Origin of the sequence: Bacillus sp. Root131 (assembly GCF_001429475.1) — a bacterium.
Classification (GTDB): domain Bacteria; phylum Bacillota; class Bacilli; order Bacillales; family Bacillaceae_G; genus Bacillus_A; species Bacillus_A thuringiensis_S.
On record NZ_LMJQ01000001.1, the window covers coordinates 1,040,812 to 1,059,087 of the forward strand.

Sequence of the window (18,276 nt, forward strand, 5' to 3'; positions counted from 1 at the left end):
TTAGTATGTAATATTAAGCTTGAACAATTAATAAGGATGAATTGTTGATGTTTTTTAGTACTGATGAAGGGGTGGAGAAATGAAGGGAAGAAAGCATTTTATTGTTTGTATGGTTTTATTGTTCTTCACATTTAGTTTTATTGGTGTTCAGAAAATAATAGCAGAAGAAGTTGAATTTTCAGGGACAACAGCTCCATTGAATGTAAATGTTAGAGAGGCGAAAAGTTTGAATGCAAATATTGTAGATGTGATTCCCGGAAATACAAAAGTATCTTTTAAAGGATGGGAGTATGGTGAAGCGGTTAAAGATTACTGGACAGGAAATTTAGATAATCGTTGGTTTTACTATTTTAAAGATGGAAAAAAAGTATATGTAACGTCAGCGTATATTAATGGAAATCCTCCAAGTACACCAATAGACCGTAAATTATCTGTACCTAACATATTACAAGAAAGATCAAATTGGTGTTGGGCAGGCACTTCGGTTTCAGTTTTAAATTATTTTGGGAAAACTCCTTCACAAGATCAGTACGTTAGGTATGTTAAGGGTGGATCATATAATAATCCTGCAACTTCACGTGAAATACAATATGGATTATCGGGATATGGTGTTAGTTCAGCTATAAGTTCTGGAGCAAAATCGTATGATTGGTTCAAAAGTCAAATTAATAGTAATCAGCCGATGATTGTACTCATTATGTGGCAAAATGGAGCTAACATCGGACACTTTCTAGTACTTGATGGATTTTATAAAGGGACAAATGGAACAGATTATATAACGTACATGGACCCTTGGTATGGTGATCATTATAATCATAATTTCAGTACGTTCCATAACAATAATAATTTTTGGTGGAGTGAAACTGTTTATAATATCCATGCAAACTAATAATATTAAAAGCGGGGGTTCATAAATGGGAAATCTACTTAAGCTTGTGATACCGTGCATGTGTTTAATGACCGTTATTATTTTCGCTAGTAAAATTAGTTATGCATCAAAAAATAAAAGTGAATCAGTACAATCGATCGCATTAAAAGATTATCAATATAGTAAGGGAAGTTCTTCTGAAAATTTAAATTTTGAAAAAATAACAACATCTCCATTTTCGTTACCAATCTATGCAACAATTCCAGCACAGCAAATTTTAAATAGCTCTGAATTTAAGCAATTGCTATTACCAACAAATGAAAAGCTGTGGTTTATTATGAAGGGTGAGCAGCCAGAAGGACTAATTGTTGCGAATGATACTGAACCGATTCGAACGGGCGGAGAAAATAGAAGTAAAGATTTATATGGATTATATAAAGCAATAAAAAATAATACAAATGAAACAAAAGATATTAGTTATTTCGAATTTGAAGGGCAAGGAATATTGGTAGTAAATCAAAATAATGATCAAGAAATATACCTTAGCAAAGGTGCCGCTGCCATATTAAAACTTCCTGCTGGTCAAAAAGTATTGAGCAGTGAAGTAATACAGAAAATGAAAGAGAGAATTGTAACTAGTTTTGAAAAGTAGGAAGGGCTAATTCTTTTTTGTGTTTATACAAGGTTGAACAGATAACAGGATTAATGGTAGCATTAGGGCTGTTTAAAAGCTAATATTGAATATAAAAAGGTTAGAGAAGTTAATTCTCTAACCTTTTTATATTCTGCTATCTACTGTACAACCTTTTTGCATAGCTGAATTTCCTTATTAGAAAATAAGGGTGCATCTATAAAACCATAATGATAAACTAAAATACCTAATTCCACTCTAGAATTAATATGCCATTTTTCTTTAATATGATTAATTATCGTTGAAATTCTTCTAGGGGTAACATATATTTTTCTGGAAATTTCTGCATCTGTATATCCTTTTGCTACATAAATAGCCACTTCTAATTCTCTTTCGGTTAATATTCTTTTCATAAAATAAGCCCCTTCGAAATTGTTTATATAAAATCAAAAGAAACTATTAAAAGAAATAAAGGTCAAAAATCATATTTATTTCTTTTAATTTCGCTATTTGCGGGCAATAAGATTCTCACCTCAAAATTTAGCTGTGACAAAGAAATCGAACTACCTGTAAACGCCTGCTTGGAGTGGACTAATAATCAGTGGTGATGAATAAAACTCCCATTGGTTATTAGTGAACTTTATTGTAATAATTTCTCATATTGTGATACAAGTTTGTGAAAAACTATAAATCTATATAAATAGTAATTGTAACTATACTAATTTTACATTACATTAAAAGTTGGAAAATATTCTTATACTCATAAAGTGTTACATTTGAGGGAGGAAAGATGGAATTCTACAATCTTGGTATTATTATTAAAGAACTTAGAAAGAAAAAAAATATGTCACAATCTGAATTATGTCATGGAATATGTTCACAAAGCCAAATTAGTAAGATAGAAAAAGGGATTATTTATCCATCTAGCATATTGTTGTATCAACTATCTGAAAGACTTGGTATTGATCCAAATTATATATTTGCACTGACCAAAAATAAAAAAATAAAATATATTGAAAATGTAAAATGTGTAATGAGAGATTGTGTGAAACAAAAAGAATATAATGAGCTTTACGAAATAGTGAAAAAAGAGAAAAACGAAAATAATTTCCAATCAAAAGAAGATAAACAATTTCTATTATGGCATGAAGCGATTGCTATATATTATGTAAATGGAGCAACAATTAATGCTTTTGACATTTTAAATAGAGCACTAAAACAAACTTTAAGTAGTAGTAACTTTTTATCAGAAAAAGAAATAAGCATAATGAATTCAATTGCTATAATACATGCAGAAAATGAAGAGTATGAGAAAAGCATAAATATATTAAAACAAAGTTTAATTAATTTTAATAAGATAGAATTTCCTAGAGAAAAAGAAATCAAATTAAGACTCATTCATACGTTAACAAAATGTCTACACCTTGCAAATCAATATGAAGAAAGCGATTAAGTATAGTGAAATAGGTATAAAATTAGCCATAAATATGAATACTTTATACTTATTAGGTGAATTGTTTTTTGAAAAAGGTGCAATTTTATTGAAAGTTCAGCACTCTAATGAAGTTGGTTTAACATACATAAAAAAGGCATTATTTATATTTGAACTAACAGAAAGAAAACAATATATAAAAATGATCAAGGATAAATATATTAAAAATGAAGAATAAACAAGAAACAATCCTAACATAAGCTATTTTTAATTGGTATTTATTCCTAAAAAAAGTACTGTAATACGAACTATTCCTTATTGTTGTTTATTGCTAAAATAAGTACCGTAATATTAGATAAAAATAAAGGGTGGCATTTTATGAAATCAAGAGGGATTACTCGTAAAGCAGATAGCATGGGGCGTATTGTTATTCCAATGGAAATAAGACGGAGTTTAGGAATTGTAGAAAAAGATTCTCTTGAAATGTTTATAGAAGAGGATCAGATTATTTTACGAAAATATCAATCTCCAAGAGCTTGTGCACTTACAGGTGATATTTCAGACAGCAATATTTCGTTAGCGAATGGGAAGATTATTGTAAGTCCAGAGGGGACGGAACTATTAATAAAGAAGTTACAGCAATATCTTTTAAAATAAAAGGTAAGTAAGGATTTTAAAATAGAATATTCTTGTAAAGAAAGTCCTCTATCATTTAGGGGGCTTTTTTATCCGCTATTTGCCGGGTAATAAGACCCCCACCTCAAAATTCAGCGGAAGCAAAGAAGTTAGGCGGGGGCCCTGTTGCCCGTAAAATCCCGATTGGTGAGGGCTGATTAAAGTTCCACTTTATTACAGTTAGTTCAATGAAATACAAATTACCTTAAAATAGTCTGACTATTTTTTATAAAAAAACTATTCGTTTACATTTTTTGGTTTCGTGTTATATTTTTATTGTTAATATTAGTGTATTGAAAATTCTGATTTCAATCTTAGGAAAATTCTAGGGAAAGGAATATTTGTGCTTGAATTGAAAATCCTATAAACATAGTTTGAAAGTAAAGTATGAAAAGAAATCTCCATTAAATATACTAATTTAATGGAGATTTACGGGGTTAATGTAACTAAAAAGAAATTTTGTTTACTCCACGTTTATGCTCTGTAATTTGGTAACTGTAATAGCTCTGACGAAAAGCAAAGGAGCAAAAAAGAAGTAGGTAGTTTATTTAATAGAAGATATGGTGAAAAAATAAAACAACGGAGGTTTTATAATGAATAAAGGAATACTGCAGATTACAGAAATCGAAGAAATTAGCATTCCTAATGTATTGAAGGATAAAATCAAGAATCTAATAGACCATGAATTAAAAACTCATAATCCTTATACTTGTGATCAAGAAATAGCTGCAAGCTTTTCAAGAGAGTGGCTTAATTGTTTGATTGATTATTCAAAGAAAACTTCGAATTCAGATATGAAAAAACTACTACATATGATAAAAGTAGCGAATTGTGGTGGAAACGTACCACCTACTCTTATTAAAAATATTCCATGTGATCCTATGGAAACCCTATTACCTGGGGAAAATCGCAAAGGTTTTAATTATGGTGAAGACGAAGACGATAGAATGAAAAAATATTTTTATGCAGAATGGGTCACATGGCTTTTTGCCACACTTTTTAATTATGATGCTTTAATTCACCCATCCGAACATGCAGGGAAAAATAGATTTCACCTCATTTCCCCTTTGAACAACGATGAAGTTTTGCGAAATGTCGGTGCAAGCACCGGTGGCGGGAACTTTTATCAACATAACGATGCCACAGTGTATACAGACATGAAAGACCAATCAGATATTGAAGCAAGATTGAAAATATTCAATACGAATTTAGAAATTGTATCAAATAGACTTAATAAATCCGTGGAACGAATAGTGTCTGAAATTACTTGTGGAAAATTTACTAGAGTTGATGCTCTTTTATTAAAAGGAGTGTTAAATTTAAAAACTCAAACTCATATTGGAACGCCAAAATTACTTCAAAAGCATCTTGAAGAAAATCACTTCAGTAAAGATGATATATTGGCGATAAGTAAAATGCCTATTGCTCATATCGCAGGAATGGCGGATGGTGAAATATCGGGATTTGTAGGGGAAATAAACCAAATCATATTTTTGGATGATAATGGTGATATTATTGCAACTTGTTTGAATGGAGCAGAAAATAGATTGATTTATGTGGGAAAAAGTGAAGAAGAAAAATTGAAATTTGACATGTTTTTAGAACTCTTACGAACAACGCCCACTTATAAGGTTCCACTTACATCTGAAGATTTATTAATTATTCCAAATTCATACTATGGTAAACAAACAAATGTAACTCATGGTAGGGAAAGGTTATCTGAGGAAGAATATAAAATTCCGATTGGAGATAATAAGTACGGAAGAAGAATTGTTTGCAGGCAGTACGTTTCCAGCCGATTACGTGATCAGAAAGAAAGTTACTTTACAGATATTATTAACTAGTTTAAAGAGAGGAGGGACGATGGGGAGGTTTGGGGTATAATAGCTCAAGCCTTCCCATATTCTTTGTATGGATTTTACTATTGAATTACTCATATTACTATTTTTAGTAGCTGTATTAGCAGGGTGGATAGATACAATTGCTGGAGGCGGTGGTATGATAACTATCCCGATAATGTTATTAGTAGGTATGTCTCCTTCTGTAGCGATAGCAACTAATAAATTGCAAGGGAGTAGCGGAACTCTCATGGCGACAGTGTTTTTTATTAAGAAGAAAGAAATTAATCTTAAAGAAATGCGTTTGTCCATCTTAATGACCTTTTTTGGATCAGTTTTGGGTGGATGGCTTGTTTTACAGATACGGGCAGAATATCTAATCATGATATTACCTTTTTTACTTATTATTATTGGTCTTTATTTTCTATTATCTCCAAATATAGCAAACGAAGATCGACCGAGAAAAATAAGTATGTTGTTGTTTGCGTTAACAGTGGCTCCATTCCTTGGATTTTATGATGGTTTCTTCGGCCCAGGAACAGGTAGCTTGATTGCTTTAGCGTTCATTCTTTTATATGGATATAGTGCTACACGGGCAACTGCAAATGCTAAGATTTTGAATTTTACTAGTAATTTCGCTGCTTTGTTGTATTTTATTATTTTTGGCCAAATCGATTGGACAATTGGATTGATTATGATGCTTGGTCAAATTATAGGGTCATATATTGGGGCGAAGATGGTGCTTACAAAAGGGACGTCATTAATACGACCAATAGTGGTTATTGTTTGCTTTGTCATGGCAATTAAGATTTTTTTACAAAATATGAACTAAATGTAATAAATATAGTATTTGTATCGAAGTTAGAGTGTTTTCATGTTGTTATTGCAGTATTACACTGTTTAAGATGTGTTCAAAATTACACAATTTGACTAGTGTAATGTATTGCGTTATGCTTTTTCTATTATAAAAGAAAGGCTTGAAGATAATGATTCGTCGTTTGAGAAAGCTAAAAAATGTAGCAGTCGTAGTAAGCTTCTAAGTAAATAGCAAAATATATAATACTTAGAAGCGAGGAATAAAGTTATGAAGCATCCATTATTTAATCATTGGTCAGAAACAAAATATATAAAAGATATAGTAACAAATCCACTCATTGAAGTAGGAGAGTACTCCTATTATTCAGGGTATTATGGTCATCAAAATTTTGAAGATGGTTGTGTAAGGTATTTGTGGGGGGATGCTAAGTCACAAGCACTGTTTAATCCAATTGAACAGATGGGATGGCATCTTGATAAACTCATTATTGGGAATTATGTTTGCATTGCAAGTGGAGTAGTCATTTTAATGGGTGGTAACCATAATCATCACTCAGAATGGATTACAGTATATCCATTCGCTGAGCAAATTGAACAATCATATGAAACTAAGGGCGATACAGTCATTAAAAGTGATGCTTGGATTGGAATGAATGCTATAATAATGCCTGGCGTTACTATTGGTGAAGGTGCAATTGTTGCTGCAGGATCTGTCGTAAGTAAAGATGTTCCGCCGTATACAATAGTTGGTGGAAATCCTGCTAAGGAAATAAAGAAACGATTCACTGATACAGAAATAAACATGTTAATGGAAATGCGTTGGTTTGATTGGGATAGGAAATTGATCGAGAAGGCAATTCCGCTGTTATCTAGTCCATCCATCGAACCATTATTTGCTTTTTATAAAAATGAAGTAAAAAATAAATAAATTAGTTAGTTAGAAAAACTACATTCAGTATTGGGTGTAGTTTTTTTATTACAAAAAACTAATGGTTTAGACTAAAGAAAATTTATCTCTAATATAAGTCTAGCAAATAGCTCAATTGAATAATTAAAATCCCGATTGGTGAGGGTTAATAATTAGTGGGGATGAACAAAACCCCCACTGATTAAAGTTTCACTTTATTTTTTGTAAATGTGGAACAAATGTATTATGTAGATTGTCTATTAATTGTAATCCTAAAAAATATGAAAGTGCGAATCATTTTAAAAAATATAAGGGGATTAAAAATAAGGATATGCGTGGGAATACAAAGTATCAGGGCACCTAAAAGTGTCAGATGAGATGGTCTATATGAAAGCAATCCTAACGTTTAATATGTATATACAATTTGAGAACACTGTCTATTTTTTTTGAGATTATGTTAGAATAACGCTTTTTTGAGTACAAAGATATTGGAGGTAACAGAAGTGAAAGGTATGTTTTGCAAGAGATTTATTGCAATAGTAACAGTGCTTACACTATTTTTTAGTATGTTCGTTACATTTGGAAGAGCAGCAGCGGAAACAGTTTCTGCTATAGACGTTGAAGCAGGATCAGCAATTTTAATAGAAGCAAATTCCGGAAAAATTTTATATCAAAAAAATGCAGATGAATCATTGGCAATTGCTAGTATGACAAAAATGATGAGCGAATACTTAGTTCATGAAGCGGTAGATAAAGGAAAACTTAAATGGGATCAAAAAGTTAAAATTTCTGAATATGCACATAAGATTTCGCAAGATCGTTCATTATCAAATGTTCCATTAGAAAATGGTGGCTCTTATACGGTAAAAGAGTTATATGAGGCAATGGCAATTTATTCTGCAAATGGTGCAACAATTGCTTTAGTTGAAGAGATTGCTGGTAAAGAGGGCAATTTTGTAAAAATGATGAACGATAAGTCGAAAGAGTTTGGAATGAAAGATTATAAATTTGTAAACTCTACAGGCTTAACAAATCAAGATTTAAAAGGATATCACCTAGAAGGGACAACTCTAGACGAGAAAAATAAAATGTCTGCAAGGGATTGTGCAATTTTAGCACAACGTCTTATTCAAGATTTTCCTAAAATATTGAATACAGCAAAAATTCCTAAAAAAACATTCCAAGAGGGTGGTAAATATCCAATTGATATGGCGAACTTTAACTGGATGTTAAAAGGTTTAATTAAGCAATATGAAGGTGTAGATGGTTTGAAAACAGGAACGACTCCAGAAGCGGGAGATTGTTTCACTGGGACAGTAGAAAGAAATGGTATGCGCCTAATTTCTGTAGTGATAAAAGCAAAATCTCATACGGCACGCTTTGATGAAACAAAGAAATTATACGATTATGGATTTGCGAATTTTGAAGTGAAGAATGTCTACGGAAAAGATTCAGTAGTAAAAGGACATGAAACGGTACGAGTAGCAAATGCAAAAGAGAAAGATGTAGTAGTTCAAACGAAGCAAGCTGTTTCACTTCCAATGCGGAAGGGAAACAAAGACGGTTATAAAAAAGAATTTAAAGTATCAAATAAAGAACCAGAAGCGCCTATTAAAAAAGGTGTAACAATTAGTAAAATAATTATCTCGCCTAAAGATAATACCGATCCTGGGTTCTTATCAGGTAATTCATTACAAATAGACCTTGTAACAAAATCTGATGTGGAACAAGCAAATTGGTTTACACGTTTTATACGTAAAACTGGATCTTTTTTTAGTGGTATGTGGGATAGTGCGATTGATATAGTAAAAAGCTAATTTTATAGGATACAACTAAATATTAGTTTGAAACAAAAGGTTTCAAAGTATTATAGATTCTTATGTGGATAGTTTGGAATGAAAGATTGTATTACTTTTCAAATTTGGTCCTTCGGAACTTTTTGTATTTCTATTAAGCTAAAATAAATTTTTATCCATATACTCCAAAAACGCTATTCTTTTTGTAGAAATATACAGAAGGGATGGCGTTTATTATGAATCTTTCGATTTAAAGGATTCTGGTGCAAGGTTAGTTTAATAAAGTTACATGATGAAAAACCACCCATTAAAGTTTCACTTTATAAAAATTTAATAAAATCTTTTCTTTGTATTAAATATTTTGTTTTAAATTATGTATATAAAGAAATGGAGGTCAAATTAACTTTTTACTGCTTATATTAGGAATTTAAAGAAACGATGTTTACAATTCTCTCACTACATTCGCATAGTGGCCTTTATGGAAAGCAAAATCTACAATTTACAAGGAGAACATTTTATGAGTAAGAGAATAAAAGAATTAGATTCCATACGAGGGTTAGCGGCACTTACTGTGGTATTTGGACATTTTTGTTTAATGCTACCATCGTTGCCTAATTCTATTAAATTTTCCCCGCTTAGGTTTTTATGGGCGGGTGGGGAAGCTGTTATCGTTTTTTATGTACTAAGTGGTTTTGTGTTATCGATGGCACTTTATCATTCAAAAACAAATTATTGGGGATATTTAATTAAGAGATTTGTAAGAATTTATATTCCTTATTATTTTTGGATAATTGTTTCCTTTGTTTTATTTATTTTATTTTCGTCGTATGAAGTGGTAGGACTACGGGATTGGTTCTATGATAGGTGGCAAGGGTCTATAACAAAATTAGATATTCTAAACCACTTTGTGCTTCTTAATAACTTTTTTACGGAAAATTATAATCCAGTTATTTGGTCATTGGCTCAAGAAATGCGTATATCTATTGTGTTTCCTTTGTTATTCCTTCTTTTTTATAAATTGAATTGGAAGAAAACGATACTATTTGCTTTGAGCTTTTCTTTAATTAGTGTTTTTCTTAATGTGTTGTATATTGGGAAAGCTGAAGGATTTTATAATGGTTATGCTGATACACTGCATTTTACATCTATGTTTATGGTTGGAATGTTACTTTTTAAGTATCAGGAAAAACTTATCTACTCATATAGGAATATGAAAAAATTTAAAAAAGGATTTCTTATTGCATTAGGGATTATTCTGTATTTATATTCCATTTTAATTTATGGTTTTTCCCGTAATGATACTACTTTCTTATTAAAAGATTGGGGTGTCGTAATGGGGGTTGGTATATTTATTATAATGGCTATGAGTAACCTAAAAGTAAAAGCATTTTTAAATAAGAGTGTATTTGTATATTTAGGAGAAATTTCATACAGTATCTATTTGTGTCATTTTCCAATCATGATGGTACTATTTAAACTTTTGTATACAAAGATACCTATCTTTTTCCTTCTTACTTTATGCATTGCAATGACACTACTTTTTTCTATAGTTTCATATCATTTAATCGAAAAGAAATGTATCAACTGGGCAAAACAAAGAACAACCAATTTTTTGAAAAAAGTATAATTCCTAGAGAAATTTTATTTCTTTAGTAAATATACGAATATGACCGATTCCTAAGTATACTTAGGAATCGGTCAATTTTGGATTCTAAATGTAAATATAATAAAGTGGAATATAATTGAAATCGAAAACCACTTAGAAATAACAATTACGGTGTGAGCTATTGTATAGTATAGATATGGTTAATAATAAAGGGGGAATACATATGTGGAAGCGATTTGTAGCAATTGGTGATAGTTTTACAGAGGGGATAGGGGATGAAGTTGAGGGAATTGCATTAAAAAGCTGGATAGATCATTTTGTTCAACTGTGTGAAAACGATATAAAATATGCTAATTTGGCAAAGCGTGGCTTAGTAACTAAAGAAATTCGCTCGCAGCAATTGGAAAAGGCGTTAACTTTTAATCCAGATTTGGTTAGTCTCATTGCAGGGGCAAACGATGTTTTAAAAGGACGTTGGAATCATGATGCATATAAGAACGATATGGAATTTATGATAGATTCATTAAGTAAAGCAGGGGCTGATATTATTATAGCAAACCTTCCTGATTTTACAGTTAGGCTTCCTTTTGCTTCTGAAAAAAAACAAGTAATAAAAGAACAATTATTAGAGGCAAATGAAGTTATACGTTCACTGAGCAGAGAATATAAGTTTCATCATGTTGATTTTTGGAATCATCATTTAGTTAATGACAATACGCTTTGGTCTAAGGATTTAATTCATCCAAACTCAAAAGGATATGTAAAAGTTGCTGATTTGATTTTTAGTAGTTTGTCTGTACAGAAGACAAAATAATAGTTTGCAATTTAACGAATATGATATTAATTGTGCTAAGCTATGTTTTTTAGTAAATGGAGAGAACTAGAAATTTAGCATACAAAGCGTATCTACGATATATTTCTACAGTAGTGCATAAATGTAGAATTACAAAGAAAGATCACTTATGGAAATAGGTGGTCTTTAAACGTTTTTATAACTAAATTAAAATATATACTGTAGTACTAACAATTTCGTACTACATAAAAATTAAGTTCTCTTATAGAAAAACTGATTTTATATTATCTTAAAATATAATAACATATTCAAATCATATTTTGGGTGTGTATCCTAATTGTGAATAATTTGTAATTTTTTTGAAGTGTAAATATCTAATAAATAAAATAGGTAGTAGGTGCAGAAGTATTAATACTATATTATTCAATTCTGTTATGAGTACATTAGTAATTGGTAGTATTATATTTTTATTATCAATTTTAGTTATTGGAATTAATTTGCATAGAAAATATGTAGGATAAGAAAAGATAAATATACTTTATTGTATATTTATCTTTTTGTTTAGTAGGATTTATAGTCTCTTTAAACTATTATGTTAATAAAATTAAGAAACTTAATTTTTGATATCCTTATGGCTAAAGCCATCTATAAACTGACAATATAACTAAATAATTGTTTGGTATGATTTGTGGGTTGGTTTTTTTATCTGAATTTTCTGATTCAAATATTTCAACTTTATGAATATAGTAGGTGAAATATTTGTGTGATAGTATTTGAGATAGAAAAAAGCCAACTTTAAAAAGGATGTGAATTGAATGTGCAAACAACTATAAATGGTTATATTAAGGTAATGTTTAGCTGTTTTTTAGTGTAAGGTAAAGGTCTATGTTGTAACAGTTGATATAAATACGAAGAAATAGGTGCGCCTAAATTTATCTGACTATTTAAAATAAACTAAACCTTGAGATTAGTCTAGGTTTTGACGAAGTTACATTCTAGGTGAAATCTTTATAATGATTAATTAGGTTTAATAAAGGGGTACCTTATACGCAAAAGCGTTTATATTAGTAACCTAAGGAGCTTGCTTTTATGAAAACTACTGATTCAAAAGGCCTATTAGGAAATAGGGTTTATTTACAAGTTTTCTCTGCTTATTCATTGCTTATGCTTGGTGTTTTTATTGATATGTTAGCGATTATGACTATAGTTGGGTTTGAATGGGAAGTAGATCCTACTATGATTGGATTGATCCCTGTTGCATATGCACTTCCTGGAATTATTTTTGGCTCATGGGCAGGTGTTATTGCAGATCGTTTTAGAAAAATTCCAATTATGATGTTCTGTAATCTAATGGTTGGTCTAATAACAATTGCTCTTTTATTTGTACAAGATATCCACTGGCTCTTAGTGGCATTAATGATTCGTTCCATTTTTATTGTTTTCTATTATCCTGCACAGCAAACACTAACAAGACAGATTGTATCCCCGGACTTACTTACTAAAGCAGTAAGTATCAACGGAATAGTAGAGCAGGGTACCAAGATAGTAGGTCCACTTATAGGGGGCATGTTGCTGAGCTGGTTTCAACCAGAGTTCTGCCTCATTATAAGAGCTATAAGTTGTTTATTAGCTACCTTAGTTCTCATACCCACAATAAAATTTAAAGAAACTATATCGAAAGAATTTGTTGAAAAGCAAAAACAAAGTACTTGGACCGCTTGGGTACAAGGGTGGGGTTATGTGTTATCTAATCGGATAATATTATCAACCATGATTTTCGTTACAATAGCCATGGCAGTATTACAATTAGTCGACTCACAATTCCCAACTTTATTTAAGAGCTTATTCCCACATGATAAAAGTAAAATGGGATATATCATTTCTATTATTGGTCTTGGCGGAATACTTGGTGCACTACTAACTCAGAAATTAAAACAATTTCAATATGGCTGGGTAGTATGTGGAGGTATGGTTTTAATGGGAATTGGTTTTGGGGGGATTGGTTTGATAACGCCCGGTACGGTCTTCGTTTTAGCCTATTTAATTAGTTTTATCGCTGGTATCGGAAGTGGGCTGATGCTTGTATCTAATCAAGTCATTTTACAAATAGAATCCGACCAAGATCAAGTAGGAAGAGTATTTGGTATACAAAGCAGTTTAACAAACGCAGTTCTAATTATTTCTCCTGCTATGAGTGGCCCATTAGTGCATTTGTTTGGAGTAACTCAACTCTATGTTTATGGAGGGATTGGGCTTGTTATTATTGGATTAATTGGAGTTTCACTGCAGAAATATTTATGGGCTAAACATAAACACGAACCTATAAGAGCAAATAATTTTTGAAGGGGAGATTTTTATGACCAATGAGGAATGTTATCGATTAAGCCATCCGCAGCGAAGAATATGGTATACAGAAGTTATTCATTCTGATAAAGGAATATGTAATTTAAGATTTTTATTTAAACTTCATCGGAAAATGAATTATTCAAAATTAAACCAAGTTGTGAATCGCGTTATCAGTGAAAATGACGGTCTGTGCATTAGGTTAAAAGAAAATGGGCATCAGGAACCGAAACAATATTTTATTAAACATGAAGAACAAGAATTTGAGTTTTTTGATTTCAGTAATGTGGAGAATACAAATTTGCTTGAGGAATGGATTGAGCAGAAAACAAAAGACACGTTTACATTATTTAATTCAGATTTATACTATTTCGCTTTAATAAAATTAAACGATAATGAATGTGCAGTCTTTGGAAATGTTCATCATATTATTATGGATGGTTTATCAATTCAAATATTTACTGAGCAAATTGCAAAATATTATTATGAAATGCATAACGAGAATGAGGAAGGCGAAATTAAAAATTCATATGTTCAATTCCTGACCAATGAACAAACATACTTGAATAGTAGTCGCTTTCAAAAAGATCAAAAATTCTGGTTAGAGGAATTTAAAACACTGCCATCTGTGACTGGATTGAAGCCCTATAATACGTACCAAGTTAGCACCAAAGCATCACGTGAGACATTTATATTAACGGAGCATTTGAAGAGAAAGATAGAAAAATTTTCTGAAGATTACAAAATTAGTTTATATACTTTTTTTGTTGCTGCTTTCTCGTTGTCCATGTATCGGTGGACTTCATCGCTTGATATTGGTTTAGGAATGGCTTACGGCAATCGTATGACTAAAATGGAACGAAAATTGATTGGAATGATGGTGAGTACAGTTCCTTTAAGAATGGATATTGATCCAGAAGAAGAAGTACTTTCATTTATTAGCAGGGTGTCCAGAAAACAAAGCAAATTATTGAGGCACCAGAAATATCCATTTGATTTGTTGTTAAAGCAGATTAATAAAGAGAATAATAGTAATGTGAGACTTTTCGGAACTACGATTGATTATAGGGATCGCGATGAAAGTGGTGACTCACTATGGATTCCAAACCATGAAGAGGTACAAGATTTTGCAGTGCATATTGAAAATCTAATTGATATTGACTCTTTACATGTACATATTGATTATCGTGAGGAGCTATTTTCTAAGGAAGAGATAAAACGGTTTTTTAACGTGATGTTAGCGATAATGGAAAACACTTTTGAAAAACCAAAGCAGAAGGTAGCTGAAATAGAAATCATTTCTGAGGAAGATAAAAGAATAAGTTTAGTTGAGTTCAACAATCCTAAACTGAATGTCCCACCTCAAGTAACTATTCATGAAATATTCGAACAGCAAGCGATGATTTATCCAAATACTATTGCAGTTACGTATGAACAAGAAAAAATTACTTATAAGGAGCTTAATGAACGTGCAAACCAGTTAGCTCATTATTTGCAGAAAAAGGGAGTAGGACCTGATACTTTAGTTGGAATATGCGTTGAACGTTCCCTCGAAATGATTGTAGGTATTTTAGGGGTTTTGAAGGCTGGTGGGGCTTATGTTCCACTCGATCCAACATATCCAGAGCAGCGACTTCAATATATTTTAGAAGATGCTAGCATTCAGTTATTCGTGACGCAAGAAAGTTTAAAAGAATTGAAATGGTTACCAGAAAATGTTGAGTCGATTTGCCTGGATCGTGATCAAGATGAGATTGGGAAAGAAAGTAAGACTTTGCCGCTTTCTAATGTCGGTCCCAAAAATCTGGCATATGTAATCTATACTTCGGGATCAACGGGAAATCCAAAGGGCGTTATGATAGAGCATCACAATGTCATTCGGTTATTTAAATCAACGGATTGTTGGTATCAGTTTAATGAAAAAGATACTTGGACGCTTTTTCATTCGTATGCATTTGATTTCTCAGTATGGGAAATTTGGGGAGCATTATTATATGGTGGAAAATTAGTTGTTGTTCCGTACTGGATTAGTCGATCACCTAAGGATTTTTATCAATTATTAGTGGAGGAAGAAGTCACAGTTCTAAATCAGACACCTTCCGCATTTCGACAATTAATACGAGTGTGTGAACAAGAAGATAAGAATAAAAATTTGCAGCTACGTTACGTAATATTTGGCGGAGAAGCATTAGAACCTATTAGCTTGTTACCGTGGTTTCAAAGGTATGGTGAGAAAAACCCACAGTTAATTAATATGTATGGAATTACAGAAACTACAGTTCATGTTACATATTATCCAATTACTCTAGATGATGTGCAGCATGCTTCAAGAAGTAATATTGGAAAGCGGATTCCCGATTTAGAAGTGTATATACTAGACGCTTATCAACAACCTGTTCCTATAGGTGTTGATGGTGAACTTTATATTGGTGGAGCAGGATTGGCACGTGGATATTTAAATAGACCTGAATTAACAGCAGAGCGTTTTATATCTCATCCATTTAGTAGTGATCCGAAAGCAAGATTATACCGGACAGGAGACTTAGCGAGGTATTTGCCAGATGGGAATCTAGATTATCGTGGAAGAATTGATTATCAGGTTAAAATACGTGGTTTCAGAATTGAAATTGGGGAAATTGAGTCTACTTTACATACATATGTATATGTAAAAGAGGCAGTTGTAATTGTAAGAGAAGATCAGCCGGGCGATAAAAGATTAGTAGCATATGTTGTAGGAGATGGAAATGTAGATGGGTGGAGAGAGTATCTTAAAGCGAAACTACCAAGTTATATGGTTCCTTCGGGATTTGTGGCGATGGAAGCTATTCCACTTACAGCTAACGGTAAAGTTGATCGTGAGGCCTTACCTATGCCGGAGGAAAAGCAGATTAATAGTGAATGTGTTGGCCCTCGGAATAGTAACGAACAGATACTGACTACCATTTGGAAGCGAGTATTAGGTGTTAAAAAGGTGGGAATCTATGATAATTTCTTTGAAATTGGTGGCGACTCGATTCTCAGTATTCAAATCATATCTCAAGCAAGTCAAGTGGGGTTAAAACTTACTCCAAAGCAAATGTTTGAATGCCCAACTATCGCTGAGCTGGCACAAGTGGCTATAGAAACGCAGGGAGTACAAGCGGAGCAGGGAATTGTGATAGGTGATGTGCCTCTTACTCCAATTCAGTGCTGGTTCTTCGAGCAAGAACATCCACATACAGAGCATTGGAATCAATCAATGCTTTTAAGAGTAAAAGAAAGATTGGATGTGAAATTACTAGAGGGAGCGATATTAAATTTACTCAAACATCATGATGCTTTACGTTTCCGGTACGAACAGTTACCAAACGGAACGTGGAGGCAGAGAAATGAAGAGACTGATGAGCTGTCAGTACTCCATGTTGTAAAACGGAATCAAGTTAATGAAAAAGAGTGGAATACAATAATACAAGAAGAAATGAACATTAATCAAGCTAGTTTCAATTTAGTTACTGGTCCGTTAATGAGAGTAGTGTACTTTGAAGATAACTTGACTGGAAATGATCGAATATTCTGGGTGATTCATCATTTAGTAGTAGATGGAGTATCATGGAGGATTCTATTGGAAGATTTACAGGTGGTATATAACCAGATGAAACAAGGTCAAGAAGTTCGCTTACCTGCGAAAAGTACATCTTTTAAAGAGTGGTCTGAACGACTCCAGACATACAGTGATTCGGGTATTTCAAAAGAAGTACAAAATTATTGGAATCAACAAGTAGAAAAAGAAACGATGAAAATTCCAATGGACTATCCAATACAAGAAACGACAGAGGAATCGATTGATCAAGTGACGAGGACTTTAGGAATAGAAGAAACACATGAATTGTTACACGAAGTTCCAGTAACTCATAAGACAAGGATTGATGAGGTACTATTAACGGCATTAGGACAAGCTATCGTCGATTGTACAAATCAGCAAACCGTTTCTATTCATCTAGAAGGACACGGAAGAGAAGAGGTAATTGAAGGTATTGATTTATCAAGGACAGTGGGCTGGTTCACGAGTATTTATCCCGTTCATCTCAATTTTCAAGGAACTCAAACACCTATTGAAGGATTAAAGTCTGTCAAAGAACAATTGCGTCGAATCCCAAATCGCGGAGTTGACTATGGTATTTTACGTTACTTGAATAAAGGATTACTTCCGTTTTATCAGCAAAAGCCTTCAATAAGTTTTAACTATTTGGGCCAATTTGATCAGGTTTTCTCAAGGGAATCTTTGTTTATGCAAGAGACAGGATTTACATTTTTAGATCATGCTCCAGATTCCAAACCATCTCATCTAATTGATGTTATCGGAATGGTGAAAGATGAAAAGTTACATTTTGTTTGGATGTATAGTAGAGAACAGTTTTCTAAATTAAAAATTCAATTGATAGCAGATGGTATGTTGAGGCATCTTCGTCAACTTATAAATAAACCAACAACAGAGTCTGCTTTTACGGTATCAGATTTTGCTGATGCAGAGGATCTTACGGAAGAAAGCTTGAGCAAAGTATTACTTAAATTAAAAAAGAAGAGGGTGTAAA

General features: G+C 32.2%; 12 protein-coding genes and 1 pseudogene. 12 read left to right on the plus strand and 1 reads right to left on the minus strand.

What is annotated here, in order from left to right; all coding sequences use genetic code 11:
• Positions 1–79: 79 nt before the first annotated feature.
• Together ASE54_RS05290 and ASE54_RS05295 are read left to right on the plus strand one after the other, a co-directional pair.
• Complete coding sequence (locus tag ASE54_RS05290) at positions 80–889, plus strand: papain-like cysteine protease family protein (protein WP_000678376.1); 810 nt, start codon at positions 80–82, stop codon at positions 887–889.
• A gap of 25 nt (positions 890–914) precedes the next feature.
• On the plus strand, positions 915–1,520 hold the full coding sequence (locus ASE54_RS05295; RefSeq protein WP_000527414.1) for a hypothetical protein: 606 nt from the start codon (positions 915–917) through the stop codon (positions 1,518–1,520).
• Positions 1,521–1,660: 140 nt separating this feature from the next.
• Here ASE54_RS05295 and ASE54_RS05300 read toward each other — a convergent pair whose 3' ends face one another.
• Positions 1,661–1,912 carry a LuxR C-terminal-related transcriptional regulator gene (locus tag ASE54_RS05300; RefSeq protein ID WP_000821942.1) on the minus strand — a complete coding sequence of 84 codons (252 nt, stop codon included), beginning with the start codon at positions 1,910–1,912 and terminating at the stop codon, positions 1,661–1,663.
• Between the two features lie 377 nt (positions 1,913–2,289).
• On the opposite strand from ASE54_RS05300, the pseudogene ASE54_RS05305 reads away from it, so the two are divergent.
• The 10 genes and pseudogenes from ASE54_RS05305 (at position 2,290) to ASE54_RS05350 (ending at position 18,275) form a co-directional block, all read left to right on the plus strand.
• Positions 2,290–3,169: pseudogene (locus ASE54_RS05305) on the plus strand (helix-turn-helix domain-containing protein).
• A 140-nt stretch (positions 3,170–3,309) separates the two neighbouring features.
• A complete protein-coding gene (locus tag ASE54_RS05310) occupies positions 3,310–3,588 on the plus strand; it encodes an AbrB/MazE/SpoVT family DNA-binding domain-containing protein (protein ID WP_000842214.1) in 279 nt (92 codons plus the stop codon).
• 611 nt (positions 3,589–4,199) lie between these two features.
• Positions 4,200–5,450 (plus strand): hypothetical protein, encoded by a 1,251-nt coding sequence (locus ASE54_RS05315; protein WP_001032355.1) that lies wholly within the window; start codon positions 4,200–4,202, stop codon positions 5,448–5,450.
• A 67-nt stretch (positions 5,451–5,517) separates the two neighbouring features.
• Positions 5,518–6,276: a TSUP family transporter gene (locus ASE54_RS05320; protein ID WP_000347992.1), complete on the plus strand. Its 759-nt coding sequence runs from the start codon at positions 5,518–5,520 to the stop codon at positions 6,274–6,276.
• Between the two features lie 252 nt (positions 6,277–6,528).
• Complete coding sequence (locus ASE54_RS05325; protein WP_000682536.1) at positions 6,529–7,188, plus strand: CatB-related O-acetyltransferase; 660 nt, start codon at positions 6,529–6,531, stop codon at positions 7,186–7,188.
• A gap of 482 nt (positions 7,189–7,670) precedes the next feature.
• Positions 7,671–8,984, plus strand: coding sequence for a D-alanyl-D-alanine carboxypeptidase family protein (locus tag ASE54_RS05330; protein ID WP_000677655.1), 1,314 nt, complete (start codon positions 7,671–7,673; stop codon positions 8,982–8,984).
• Positions 8,985–9,441: 457 nt separating this feature from the next.
• Positions 9,442–10,590 carry an acyltransferase gene (locus ASE54_RS05335; RefSeq protein WP_003309496.1) on the plus strand — a complete coding sequence of 383 codons (1,149 nt, stop codon included), beginning with the start codon at positions 9,442–9,444 and terminating at the stop codon, positions 10,588–10,590.
• Positions 10,591–10,792: 202 nt separating this feature from the next.
• Positions 10,793–11,383: an SGNH/GDSL hydrolase family protein gene (locus ASE54_RS05340; protein ID WP_000265867.1), complete on the plus strand. Its 591-nt coding sequence runs from the start codon at positions 10,793–10,795 to the stop codon at positions 11,381–11,383.
• Positions 11,384–12,451: 1,068 nt separating this feature from the next.
• A complete protein-coding gene (locus ASE54_RS05345) occupies positions 12,452–13,705 on the plus strand; it encodes an MFS transporter (RefSeq protein ID WP_000858612.1) in 1,254 nt (417 codons plus the stop codon).
• Between the two features lie 13 nt (positions 13,706–13,718).
• A complete protein-coding gene (locus ASE54_RS05350; protein WP_000180455.1) occupies positions 13,719–18,275 on the plus strand; it encodes a non-ribosomal peptide synthetase in 4,557 nt (1,518 codons plus the stop codon).
• Position 18,276: the final 1 nt, after the last annotated feature.

Coding starts and splice junctions, on each gene's coding strand:
- ASE54_RS05290 (WP_000678376.1), top strand. CDS start 80: ATGAAGGGAAGAAAGCATTTTATTGTTTGTATGGTTTTATTGTTCTTC.
- ASE54_RS05295 (WP_000527414.1), top strand. CDS start 915: ATGGGAAATCTACTTAAGCTTGTGATACCGTGCATGTGTTTAATGACC.
- ASE54_RS05300 (WP_000821942.1), bottom strand. CDS start 1,912: ATGAAAAGAATATTAACCGAAAGAGAATTAGAAGTGGCTATTTATGTA.
- ASE54_RS05310 (WP_000842214.1), top strand. CDS start 3,310: ATGAAATCAAGAGGGATTACTCGTAAAGCAGATAGCATGGGGCGTATT.
- ASE54_RS05315 (WP_001032355.1), top strand. CDS start 4,200: ATGAATAAAGGAATACTGCAGATTACAGAAATCGAAGAAATTAGCATT.
- ASE54_RS05320 (WP_000347992.1), top strand. CDS start 5,518: ATGGATTTTACTATTGAATTACTCATATTACTATTTTTAGTAGCTGTA.
- ASE54_RS05325 (WP_000682536.1), top strand. CDS start 6,529: ATGAAGCATCCATTATTTAATCATTGGTCAGAAACAAAATATATAAAA.
- ASE54_RS05335 (WP_003309496.1), top strand. CDS start 9,442: ATGGAAAGCAAAATCTACAATTTACAAGGAGAACATTTTATGAGTAAG.
- ASE54_RS05340 (WP_000265867.1), top strand. CDS start 10,793: ATGTGGAAGCGATTTGTAGCAATTGGTGATAGTTTTACAGAGGGGATA.
- ASE54_RS05345 (WP_000858612.1), top strand. CDS start 12,452: ATGAAAACTACTGATTCAAAAGGCCTATTAGGAAATAGGGTTTATTTA.
- ASE54_RS05350 (WP_000180455.1), top strand. CDS start 13,719: ATGACCAATGAGGAATGTTATCGATTAAGCCATCCGCAGCGAAGAATA.